General features: G+C 67.3%; 11 protein-coding genes and 1 riboswitch. Of the genes, 3 read left to right on the forward strand and 8 right to left on the reverse strand.

The window, feature by feature from the left end:
- Positions 1 to 19: 19 nt before the first annotated feature.
- Both ACAZ03_RS00815 and pncB read left to right on the forward strand, forming a co-directional pair.
- A complete protein-coding gene (locus tag ACAZ03_RS00815) occupies positions 20 to 517 on the forward strand; it encodes a hypothetical protein (protein ID WP_373355434.1) in 498 nt (165 codons plus the stop codon).
- A gap of 54 nt (positions 518 to 571) precedes the next feature.
- Positions 572 to 1,864, forward strand: coding sequence for a nicotinate phosphoribosyltransferase (gene pncB, locus ACAZ03_RS00820; protein WP_373355435.1), 1,293 nt, complete (start codon positions 572 to 574; stop codon positions 1,862 to 1,864).
- Between the two features lie 4 nt (positions 1,865 to 1,868).
- Here the strand turns inward: pncB and ACAZ03_RS00825 are convergent, their stop codons facing one another.
- On the reverse strand, positions 1,869 to 3,026 hold the full coding sequence (locus ACAZ03_RS00825; RefSeq protein WP_373355436.1) for a hypothetical protein: 1,158 nt from the start codon (positions 3,024 to 3,026) through the stop codon (positions 1,869 to 1,871).
- Positions 3,027 to 3,578: 552 nt separating this feature from the next.
- Between ACAZ03_RS00825 and ACAZ03_RS00830 the strand changes: the two genes are divergently transcribed.
- Positions 3,579 to 4,574, forward strand: coding sequence for a serine hydrolase domain-containing protein (locus tag ACAZ03_RS00830; protein ID WP_373355437.1), 996 nt, complete (start codon positions 3,579 to 3,581; stop codon positions 4,572 to 4,574).
- Between the two features lie 6 nt (positions 4,575 to 4,580).
- On the opposite strand, the gene arfB is transcribed toward ACAZ03_RS00830, so the two are convergent.
- From arfB to ACAZ03_RS00865, 7 genes are all read right to left on the reverse strand, one after another.
- On the reverse strand, positions 4,581 to 4,994 hold the full coding sequence (arfB, locus tag ACAZ03_RS00835; protein ID WP_373355438.1) for an alternative ribosome rescue aminoacyl-tRNA hydrolase ArfB: 414 nt from the start codon (positions 4,992 to 4,994) through the stop codon (positions 4,581 to 4,583).
- Positions 4,995 to 5,252: 258 nt separating this feature from the next.
- Positions 5,253 to 5,894: a queuosine precursor transporter gene (locus tag ACAZ03_RS00840; protein WP_373355439.1), complete on the reverse strand. Its 642-nt coding sequence runs from the start codon at positions 5,892 to 5,894 to the stop codon at positions 5,253 to 5,255.
- An 85-nt stretch (positions 5,895 to 5,979) separates the two neighbouring features.
- The gene (locus ACAZ03_RS00845; RefSeq protein WP_373355440.1) at positions 5,980 to 6,828 is read right to left on the reverse strand and encodes an esterase-like activity of phytase family protein; all 849 of its coding nucleotides are present in this window, start codon (positions 6,826 to 6,828) and stop codon (positions 5,980 to 5,982) included.
- The gene (gene mepA / locus ACAZ03_RS00850; protein WP_373355441.1) at positions 6,825 to 7,742 is read right to left on the reverse strand and encodes a penicillin-insensitive murein endopeptidase; all 918 of its coding nucleotides are present in this window, start codon (positions 7,740 to 7,742) and stop codon (positions 6,825 to 6,827) included. The genes ACAZ03_RS00845 and mepA overlap by 4 nt, the downstream gene beginning before the upstream one ends.
- Complete coding sequence (locus ACAZ03_RS00855; protein ID WP_373355442.1) at positions 7,712 to 9,100, reverse strand: MFS transporter; 1,389 nt, start codon at positions 9,098 to 9,100, stop codon at positions 7,712 to 7,714. Before ACAZ03_RS00855 ends, mepA begins: the two co-directional genes overlap by 31 nt.
- Positions 9,101 to 9,352: 252 nt before the next feature.
- Complete coding sequence (locus ACAZ03_RS00860) at positions 9,353 to 10,597, reverse strand: D-amino acid dehydrogenase (protein WP_373355443.1); 1,245 nt, start codon at positions 10,595 to 10,597, stop codon at positions 9,353 to 9,355.
- A 143-nt stretch (positions 10,598 to 10,740) separates the two neighbouring features.
- Positions 10,741 to 10,833: riboswitch (glycine riboswitch) on the reverse strand.
- 63 nt (positions 10,834 to 10,896) lie between these two features.
- On the reverse strand, positions 10,897 to 11,310 hold the full coding sequence (locus tag ACAZ03_RS00865; protein ID WP_373355444.1) for an NUDIX domain-containing protein: 414 nt from the start codon (positions 11,308 to 11,310) through the stop codon (positions 10,897 to 10,899).
- Positions 11,311 to 11,333: the final 23 nt, after the last annotated feature.

Below are 11,333 nucleotides of genomic sequence, written 5' to 3' on the forward strand. Positions count from 1 at the left end.
ACGCAAGGAGGCGCGCGCCATGGGGAAAATCACCGTCAACGACACCATGCAGCAGGGCTACAGCTACGAGACCGTGGCGAAGATCGGCGACGTCCATTCCGAGGAGTTCGACCCCTGGTGCCCGCCGGCGAAGATGCTGGAACTGGGGGTCTTCGAGGGGAAGTACCTCAACGATTGCCGGGACGAATTCCCCAAGAGCTGGTTCGAGGGGGCGAAGCTCTCCGACCGGCCGAACGAGGCGCTCAACTACTTCGGCATCAAGTCGCGCCAGCCGCTCTCCGTGTGGAAGCAGAAGGGCTGGATCATCGACCCCGACCCGCGCGGCTGGTTCCAGTGGTATTGCCGCTACTGGATGGGCCGGCGGCTCGAGGGGGTCGATGCCAAGCAGATGCAGCGCTGGCGCAACTTCCGCCGCCATGCCGGGCAGGTTCGCAAGGCCTGCGAGCCGGGAGACATTCACTGCCGGCCGAAGCAGCGGCAGGCGCTCTTGCAATGGGCGCATGACCCGTTCGTCTGATCTGGACAGGGCGGGCCCGCCCTGCATGATGGCGGCCCCAACGGGAGGGCCGAGATGGTCGACATCGCGACGCGCGTCTGGAACCACAAGTGGAAGATCGACCCGATCGTCCGCTCGCTGATCGACACGGATTTCTATAAGCTGCTGATGTGCCAGTCCGTCCGCCGCTACAAGCCGGATGTGCAGGTGACCTTCAGCCTCATCAACCGGACGAAGGACGTCCGCCTCGCCGAGCTGGTCGACGAGGGTGAGCTGCGCGAGCAGCTCGACCACATCCGCTCTCTGTCGCTGTCGCGCGGCGAGAGCACCTGGATGCGGGGCAACACCTTCTACGGCAAGCGGCAGATGTTCACGCCGGATTTCATGGACTGGTTCGAGGCGCTGCGCCTGCCGCCCTATCACCTGGAGGTCCGCGACGGGCAGTACGAGCTGACCTTCGAGGGGAGCTGGCCCGAGGTCATGCTCTGGGAGATCCCGGCGCTCGCCGTGCTCATGGAGCTCCGGGGCCGCGCGGTGCTGAACGCCATGGGCCGCTTCGAGCTGCAGGTGCTCTATGCCCGCGCCATGACGCGGATCTGGGAGAAGATCGAGCGGCTGCGCGTGCATCCGGGCCTCAAGATCGCCGATTTCGGTACGCGGCGGCGGCACAGCTTCCTCTGGCAGGACTGGTGCGTGCAGGCGATGCAGGAGGGGCTGGGCGAGAGCTTCACCGGCACCTCCAACTGCCTGATCGCCAAGAACCGCGACCTGGAGGCGATCGGCACCAATGCCCATGAGCTGCCCATGGTCTATTCGGCCCTGGCGACGAACGACGAAGAGCTGGCGCGGGCGCCCTACGAGGTGCTCTCCGACTGGCACGAGGAGCATGACGGGAACCTCCACATCATCCTGCCCGACACCTACGGCACGGTCGGCTTCCTCGAGAGGGCGCCGGGCTGGCTGGCCGGCTGGACGGGCATGCGCATCGATTCCGGCGACCCGGTGGAGGGCGCCGAGACCGCGATCCGCTGGTGGGAGAGCCGGGGCGAGGACCCGCGCGAGAAGCTGGTGATCTTCTCCGACGGGCTCGACGCGGGGAAGATCATCGAGCTCTACGAGCGCTTCCGCGGCCGGGTGCGGGTGAGCTTCGGCTGGGGCACGATGCTGACCAACGATTTCGGCGGGCTGACGGAGGGGAATTCCCTCGCGCCGTTCTCGCTGGTCTGCAAGGCTGTGGAGGCGAACGGCCGGCCGACCGTGAAGCTGAGCGACAACCCGCGGAAGGCCATGGGGCCGGAGGGGGAGATCGCGCGGTACAAGCGGGTGTTCGGGGTGGGGGCACAGGAAGAGATGGAGGTGGTGGTTTAGGCGACTAAAGCAAATCGACCTGTTCGACACTCACAAGGTCGCGATACCTACGTCGTTTGAACCCCCCGCGCACCTGGACGCGTGCGCCATTTTTGAAGTCAGCCGAACCTAGGAGTGCATCAAATAGCGGAGCTGGAACTTCTGCCGTAGTCTGTCGGCCGTGAGCGTCGTCTATTACAAAGGTCCGCGACTTTGAGTTGATGATAGAGATTTCTCCGGTCAGCGATATCGGCTCTCTGAGTATTTTTCGAGCAGATTCAATTATTGCCGCCCCGTCATGCCGCGAAAGTCTAACATGCTTATGCGAGTGAATTCCCGAGTGCGTCACTTCCAATTCTGAAAATGAGCTTCGCATTGTGGGCAGCATTGCCCCTAGATTCTCGTAAGCATCAAGTATATCTAACTTGGAGCCAGCTTCCATCTCATCATGGCTCGATCTTTCTTTTAGAGAGGCGAGGAGGTCGAATATACCGTCTCTATCCAAAGCAAGCTTCGAAAGGACATCAAATTGATTTAGTGAGCGATGACGACTAGCTTGCCTTGCTAAAGCTTCGTCAATCATTGGCTCCTTAATGGAGAGTACTAAAGATCCGAGCTGCGGCTCATAAAGGGGAAACTGGAGAATGCCAGAATTTCCGAATAGCTCGTTCACGTGGAACAGCTTTCTGACAGCGTCATAGAAACCCGAAGTCAGATCTCTCAGATTCTTTAGCGAGATGAGATTTTCACCCAAATCACCACCCGAGAACCGAGCGGAAAAAAAAGCATCCGCCTGCTCCACAAAGTCTGCCGCCCAATCGCGCTGATGGTCCAATCCAACCCCTCGCTCGGGTAGCAAACTTTCATCGATTTCCCAGACCTTTGTCTTCCAAAGACGAGAGACGGTCTGCCGCTGCTCCATTTCGAAAATGAAGATGCTGCCTTGGCCTAAGCTGCCCCTCACCGAGAGGCTTCCTTCCTTCAAGCAATCGAGGGCTTTTCGTCCCAACTCTGAACAAAAGAAGTAGTCACGGCCATTTACTTCGTCGAATTTCACGACAATATAATTCTCTACACCAAGCGTGGTCGTGTAGATTAGCGGCTCGTCATAATAATAAAGTACCTCTTGGACTTCGAGCGCCCCAATGTCTATCTCTGTCGGCTCATCATGCTGGGACCACATCTAAATCCAGCCCCCTTCAGTGTACCTAACTTCGTAGGGGCCTGTTATGTCATGGTCGTGATGTTTCCAGAACGTATAGTGCTCCGGTTGGCGACGGTTTGGCGTCGCGGCAATTACACCGTCAATCGCAGCAATAGTTACCTGTACAATATTCTGGTCGCGGAAAAACTTAAAAATACCTAGAGCATTACGCACTGCGGACTCGCTCGTCCAAACCGAGCAACCCCAGCACTTGCACTGCGCCCTATCTGCTTTCGCAGGCTGGTAAATCACGTCCGGCTCCAGATCGTGAGAGGATGCGGGTAAATCGCGAACCATCCTAAAAATGTCGCCTGTCATTTCAGACGCATCTTCAGGAGGACAATTCTGAGGGCCGTCATCTTGGAGTTCGCAGTAGTACATATTCAACCAATCGTCTTTTGGACGATGTATACGTTGCATGAGGCTAACCAAGCAACGGTCAAATGATCGCTTGCTGTGCGGTGGTTGACACCCCCCCCCTCACCAAACCGTCACTTCCCCCCATCCCCCCCTCCGCCTAGCCTCCCCGGCATGCCCAGCCTCTCCCGCCGCATGGCGCTCTCCCTCTTCGCCGCCGCGCCTCTCGCGGCGCGCGCCCAGTCCGGCCCCAGCGTCGCCGGCCTCCCGGCCCTCCTCGAGGCCTTCCCGCAGGCCCATGCCATCGCCCTCGCCCAATCCGGCCAGCTCACGCTGAACGAGGCGGTGCGCGGCCCGGCCGTCTCCCGGCCGGTCAACGTGAAATCCGTCTCCAAGAGCCTCGTCGCGGCGATCCTCGGCGGCGTCATCGCCGAGGGCACCGTCGCGCTCGATGACACGCTGGAGGAGACCGCCCCCGCCCTCATCCCCGCCGGCGCCGATCCGCGCGTCGGCGCGTTGACGCTGCGCGATCTCGTCACGCTCCGCGCGGGGCTGGAGCGGACGAGCGGGGGGAAATACGGGGGCTGGGTCGCCAGCGGCAACTGGGTGGCCGACCAGCTCTCCCGCCCCTTCGTGGCCGAGCCGGGCGGGCCGATGCTCTATTCCACCGGCTCCGTCCATGTGCTCGGCGCCGCGCTGAGCGAGGCGACGGGCGAGAGCCTCCTCGCCCTCGCGCGGCGGCATCTGGGCGCGCCGCTCGGCATCGAGATCCCGGCCTGGACGCGCGATCCGCAGGGCTATTACCTCGGCGGCAACGAGATGGCGCTGACGCCCGAGGCCATGGTGCGGGTCGGCGAGCTCTACCGGCTGGGCGGCGTCTGGGAGGGCCAACGAGTGCTGGCCGACGGCTATACGGCAGAGAGCTTCACCCCCGTCACCCGCTCCCCCTATTCCGGCCTCGGCTACGGGCTCGGCTGGTTCACGGGGGAGGTGCGTGGCCTGCGCTACGGCCTCGCCCGCGGCTATGGCGGGCAGGTGATCTTCGTGGTGCCGGAGGCGGAGCTGACCGTGGCGATCACGTCGGACCCGACGCTCCCGGCCCGCAGCGAAGGCTATTTCGGCGAGCTCATGCGCTTCCTCGAAGGTCCGGTGATGGAGGCGGCCGCGTAGGCCGGGCTACGGATCCTGCCGGAGGCGCTTCACCTCGCTGCGCTTCTTCTTCTCCTCCACCCGCTTCCGCTTCTGGTTGAGGGAGACGCGCGTCTTCACCCGCCGCTTCGGCGCCACCAGCGCCTTGGCCACAAGCTCGACCAGCCGCTCCCGCGCCACCGCGCGGTTCCGCGCCTGGCTGCGCTCCTCGCTCACCTGGATCACCAGCGCGCCTTCCTTGGTCCAGCGGCGCCCGGCCAGGCGGCGCAGTCGCCGTTTCACCGGATCGGGCAGGGAGGGCGAGCGTTCCGCCTCGAAGCGCAACTCCACCGCCGACGAGACCTTGTTGACGTTCTGGCCGCCCGGGCCGCCGGCGCGGATGAACTGCTCCGTCAGCTCCCAGTCCTGCAACTCGATCTCGTCGCTGATCCTCAGGCCCATCGTCCTCTCCCAGAAGGCCGCCGCTTCAATGAAGGGGGCCGCCCCGGCGATGGAGCGGCCCTCTCGAAAGTTCAGGAGGTGGGGTCGGTTAGACGCGTCCACCTTGGGGGTGCGCAGCCAAGGGCTGCCTCAGATGCGCCCCTCCAAAGCTGTCCCGACTCCTTGCTCCAATCTCTTTCTCGACACTGGATCACCTCCTTTCAATGGGTTTCGCCTGACACCCAGCCTTGCAGGCACAAGGTGAATGTCAAATGAAAATCAAGCGCTGGGGGTGACATCCCTCCGGCCCTGCAGCATTTGCCCCACGATCAGGCGGAAGGGGAGGAGCGCGAGGAGCGCGATCGCCAGTTTCACGCCCCAGTCGGCCACGGCGAGCGAGTGCCAGAGCGGCACCGGCGCACCGGCGCCGAGGAAGGGCACGGTCTCGCGCGCCCAGGCGGTGGCGGCATCCGCCTCCGGCCCGAGGCTGACGAAGCCGGCGAAGGCGATGGTGAAGAACACCGCCGTGTCGAGCGTCGAGGAGGCGAGGGTCGAGACTAGCGGCGCCCGCCACCAGCGGCCCGCGCGCATCCGGTTGAACACCGCCACGTCGAGAAGCTGCGCCGCGAGGAAGGCCGCGCCGGAGGCGACGGCGACGCGAAGCACGACGGCCGGGCCGAACTCCAGCATGACCTGCGTGCCGATCAGCGAGCAGAGGATGCCGGTGGCGAAGCCGGCCAGCACGACGCGCCGCGCGGCCGCCGGGCCGTAGAGCCGGTTGGTGATGTCGGTCACGAGGAAGGCGAAGGGATAGGTGAAGGCGCCCCAGGTGAGGAAGCCGTCCCAGAGCAGGAACTGCACGAGGATGTTGGAGGCCACGACAAGCGCGGCCATGGCGAGGATCGCCGGAAGGAGTCGCATGGATTTCATCCGTTTTGGCAAGGTGGCGGAGACTTGGCCGCCCGGCGGGCGGCGGCGGGGCTGGTAGCCCTCCGCGGCGGGCGCGTCAATCCGCCAGCCGGTATTCCACGATCTCGCCGCGCAGAAGCGCGCTTTCGTTGTTGTCGCTGACCATGGTAAGCCGCAGCGCCCCGTCCGGCCCCGTCCAGACGGAGAGGCCCTCGAGATTGCCATGCGTCCCGGCGCCCGTCCGCAGCACCTGCGTCTCGCCGGAGCCGTCGGGCTCGAAGCGGCGGATGCGGCTGCGGAAGGCGATGCCGGTGAAGTCGCGCTCGAGGAGGTAGAACCGCCCGTCCGGCCCGAAATCGGCGCCGACGGGCACGAAGGCGCCGCGGCGCGGGATGGGGAAGGCGGCGGCCCAGGCCGCGCCGTCGAGCCTGAGGAGCGTCCAGTCCTCCGTGCCGTTGCCGGTGCGCTCGGGCAGGGTGTAGAGCTGGCCGGCGGCGTCGAGGGCGAGCGCCTCGTAACTTTCGTTGAGCAGCGCATTGGGCTGCGGCGGCGGGGCCGGCAACTCCGTCAGCGCACCGTCGAAGCGCACGACGCGGCCGCGCCCCTCGAACGAGAGGAAGAGCGTGCCGTCCCCCGCCATGGCCAGCCCCTCGCTGTCGCGCTGGCGCTGGGGCAGGGGGGCGCCGTCAGCGCCGGTGATCCGCTGGCGGGAGGTCTCGGTAAAGCCGGTCGGCCGGCCGCCCTGGCGCTCCAGCACGCCGCGGACGATCAGCCCGCGGTCGGAGAGCAGCACGACCTCCGCCCCGTCCGCCGCGAGCTCGATGCCGGAATAGCCGCCCGGCAGCGTCGGTAGGGGCAGCGCCCCCACGAGCTCCGCCTCGCCCCGCGCGCAGCCGGCGAGCGCCGCGAGCAGCGCGGCGGCGAAAAGGCCGAGAGCGGCTCTCACCCCGCGTTAGAGACGGCGAGGCAGGCGCCCGGCAGCGACGACATGCGCAGGGGCCCGCTGGAGGGGGCCGGGTCGCCGTCATCCGACGCGGGCGGCGGGTTGAGGATGTTGTTCACCCAGGCGCGCGCATCGGCGCAGCCGTCGCCGGGGGGCGGCGGCTCCTGCGGTTCGCAGTAATCGGCCCCGGCCGGGCAGTCGAGCCGCACATGGAAGTGATAGTTATGCCCGTACCAGGGGCGCACCTTGTTGAGCCAGGCGCGGTCGCCGGTGGCGTTGTCGCACATCCAGACCTTGGCGCCGGGGAAGACGAAGATCCGCGCCACGCGCGGGTCCTCGGCGGCGCGGCGCAGGATCGCCATGTGCTCCGCCGTCCAGGCATCGTTCACATAGGCGCCGGAATTGCGGTCGGTGCGGATCGACGAGAGCGACTCGCGCTCGGCGGGGGTGAGGTTCAGCCGCTCCGGCGGCAGCATCCAGATGTCGGCATCGAGCCCGATCTGGTGACTGGCATGCCCCGTGAGCATCGGCCCGCCGCGCGGCTGGGACATGTCTCCGACATAGAGCCCCGACCAGCCCGGCTGGCGGGCGGCGAAGCGCGAGAGATCCTGAATGAAGTCCACCAGCTCCGGCTGGCCCCAGTTGCGGTTGCGGCTGAGCCGCATGGCCTGCCAGGTCGGCCCCGTCTCCGGCAGGGCGACATTCCCGGCGGCGCAGCCGCGGGAGTAGAATCCCAAGGGCGCCGAGCCGCCGCCCGAGGGCGTGGCGATATGGCCGAAGACCTCGCGGGCGACGCGGCTGTCGGTGGCGATGGCGGCGTCGAGCGCCGAGACCTCGGCCTGTGTGACCTCCGGCGCATCGCTGCGACAGGCGGCAAGCCCGGCGATCAGGCCGAGGGTGAGGAGGATGCGGACCATTCTGCTCGATCTCCGTCTTTGTTGACGAAGACTAGCAGCAGAAGGCCGAGAAGCAAAAGCAGGATCACCGGAAAGAAGCCGAGCTGGTTGTCTCCGGTGATCACGGTTGCGAGGGCGATGAGCAAGGGGGCGAGAAACGCCGTCGCCCGGCCCGAAAGCGCGAAGAGCCCGAAGGCCTCCGCCGGGCGCTCCGGGTCCGCATGGCGGACCATGAGGCTGCGCGAGGCGGAATAGAGCGTGCCCCCCGCGCCGCCGATCAGCACGCCGCAGAAGTAGAAGATGTAATCCGCCATGGCCGAGCCCTCGGGGAAGGGCAGGCCGTAGAGATCCGCGGGCGAAATGCCGATGATGATGGTCGAGACCACGGCCAGCACCACGCAGCAGAGCGCGATGACGGGTTTCGGCCCGATCCGCTCGTCGAACCGCCCGCCGACCCAGGTGAGGATCGCCGCGGCGACGGCGGAGATGATGCCGAAGATGCCGACCTGCGTGATCTCCCAGTCGAGCACCAGCGTCGCGTAGAAGCCGCCATAGGCATAGAGCGCCGCCAGCCCGTCGCGGTAGAACATCGAGGCGAGGAGGAAGTTGCGCAGGCTCCGCCGCCGGACGGTCCGTCGCAGCGTGGCCTTGAGGTCCCCCCAGACGGCGCCGAGCGGGGGCGGCGTTTCCTTCGGCGGCACCTCGCGAACCCAGAGCAGGTAGGGGATCAGGAAGATCGCGAACCAGATGGCGATGAAGGGCCCGGTGAAGCGCGTGCCCTCGCGCGCCGCCGGGTCGAGCCCGAAGGGCGGCGCGAGGCCGATGAGCGTGGTGCCCGAGGCGTTCTCGGCGAAGAACAGGAGCGTGATGACCAGCGCCAGCACCCCGCCCCAATAGCCGAAGGCCGCGGCGCCGCCCGAGATGCGGCCGACGCGGCCGGCGGGGCCGAGCGAGGGCAGAATGGCGTTGTTGAGATTGAAGGCGCTTTCGGAGGCGACGAAGCCGATCCAGAACAGGAAGGTGACGAGGTAGAGAGACGTCCCGTCGGGCTCCAGCATCCAGGTGCCGGCGATGCAGAGCATGGCGAGCACCGAGAAGCCGATGATCCAGCGCATCTTCCGCCCGGAGGCATCGGCAAGGGCGCCGAGGAAGGGGGCGGTCAGCGCGATGAAGAGACCGGCGATGGTCTGGGCGGACGACCAGAGCGACTGCGCGCCGGCATCGGCCTCGGCCGAGGTCAGGCCCTGCGCCTCGAAGTAACCGGCCGCGACGGCGGCGAAATAGGGGCCGAAGATGAAGGTCAGCCCGAGCGTGGCATAGGGCTGCTGCGCCCAATCGTAGAGCATCCAGCCCCAGATGCGGCGGCGCGTCACGTTCATGGCAATGTCCCCCGGGTCCCTCGCGGCGGATCAAGACCCAAGACGGCCGCCCTGGCAAGCGGCGGCCGGAGGAGCGCGGCGGGGGCCGGGGAAGGTGTGGCGCGAGGGTCGCCCGGGGCTTTGCTGCCCGGGGGGCGGGGTGCAAACTCACCCTGCGGCGTGCTCCGGCGCCCGTGCCGGAGGGTGAGCGGCCGCCCCCGGGGGAGCGGCCCCGAGTCGATGCCGGCCGGCCGGCCGGAGCCTCAGGACGCCTCAGGCCGGCACCATCCCCACGGAGGACACGCTCCGCTCCGCCCGTTCGGTCGCCGCGATCGTGCCGGCCACCGCTTCGGCCGTGGCGGCGGAGAGCGTCCAGCCCAGATGCCCGTGGCCGGTGTTGTAGAAGACGCGCGGATGCCGCCCGGCGCCGACGCGCGGCATCATGTTCGGCATCATCGGCCGGAGCCCGGCCCAGGGCACGCAGGTCTCGGTGTTCACGCCGGGGAAGTGCCTTTCGACCCAGGCGATGAGCGGCTTCACCCGGTCCATGCGGATGTCGCGGTTCTCGCCGTTGAACTCCGCCGTGCCGGCCACGCGCAGCCGCCCCTCGCCGAGCCGGGACGAGACGATCTTCGCCTTGTCGTCGAGGAGAGAGACATGCGGCGCCGCGGCCCGGCTGGTCTCGTCGTTCAGCTCGACAGTGATCGAATAGCCCTTCACCGGATAGATGTTCACCCGGTCGCCGAAGCCGCGCGCCAGCGCCCGGCTGCCGACGCCCGCCGCCACGACCACGCCGTCATAGCGCGCCTCGTCGCCGGCGGTGACGCGCACGCCATCCGCCCCGGCGCGGGCGGAGGTGATCTCCGCCCCATAGCGGAAGGTCACGCCCTGAGTCTTCAGCCAGTCGGCGAGGCCGGTGGTGAAGCGGTGGATATCGCCGGTCGAATCGCTCTCCGTCCAGTAGCCGCCGACCATCTGGCCCTGAAGCTCCGGCGCCTTCGCGCGCACCTCGTCCGGCGTCAGCTCGGTGCGGGTCAGCCCGCCGGCGGCCAGAAGCGGGTTTACCCGGCGTGCATGGTCGAGGTCGTGCTGCCGCTCGTAGAAATGCAGGATCCCGGCGCGCGAGAAGGCGAAATCCATCCCCGCCGCCGCCGCCATCTCGGCCAGCCCGGCGCGGGCGGCAATGGCCATGCGGGCCGTCTCGGTGGTGTTTTGCCGGTATTGCGGGATCGCGGCGAGGAACTCGGCCATCCAGCTCAGCTTGTGCCAGGAGGGCTTGGGGTTCACCGACAGGGGCGCATCGGGCTTCAAGAGCCAGCGGATGCCCTTCAGCACCGTCGACGGCTGGTTCCACACCTCGGCGTTGGAGGCCGAGAGCTGGCCGCCATTGGCGAAGGAGGTCTCCATCGCCGCGTAGCGGTTGCGGTCGTAGACGGTGACGTCGTAGCCGCGCTTCTTCAGCGAATAGGCGGTGGTGATGCCGGTGATTCCGGCGCCCAGGACAGCGATATGGCGCATCTCATCTGCTCCGATGCGGCGGGTCTTCGCCCGCCCTGCGCCCCCTCCGTCCTCGGGCCTGAGAGATTCACCGCACGTCGCGCGGCTTGCTCCTTCGGCGGGCCCCCGCCCGGTCGCGTGTGGGGGCCACTCTTCGGAGTGTTGCGACAGCGCCGGTCCTTTTGCCTGAGAGTTCGCGGGGCGCGATTGCTCCTTCGGCGGCGACCTGACTGGCCGCTCTCTCCCGATGCGGTCGTATGACCTGTGCCAGACTATAGCGCGGGCGTTGCGATCGGGATAACGAATGTTCTGCATGATCTTCATGCAGGAATCTGATGGATGCCCCCCGCCGCCAGCCAGGCCTGCAGCCGCGCCGCCTGCCGGGGCACATGGCGCATGGCGAAATAGACGCCGGGCGTCACCAGCGCCCAGCCCTGCCCCTCGTCCCCCAGCCTGACCCGCCGCTCCGCGCCCTCCGGCAGGGCCAGCACGAAGAACCAGAACGCGCCGCCATGCCGCTCGGCGAAGAGCCGGCGCGCGCCGTCCAGGGTGAGCCCCAGCTCCTCCCGCAGCTCGCGGGCCAGCGTCTGCTTCGGCGTCTCCGCCCCCTCGCGGCCGCCGCCCGGCAGGTCCCAGAGGTTCGGCGCGCTGATCCAGGGCTTGGCATCCCTCAGCAGGACGAGCAGCCGCCCGCCGATGAAGATCGCCCCCTTCGCCCCGTCGAACGCATCCATGCCCCACCTTGCCACCTGCCCCG

The sequence above is a fragment of the Pseudoroseicyclus sp. CXY001 genome (genome assembly GCF_041714655.1).
Classification (GTDB): domain Bacteria; phylum Pseudomonadota; class Alphaproteobacteria; order Rhodobacterales; family Rhodobacteraceae; genus Pseudoroseicyclus_A.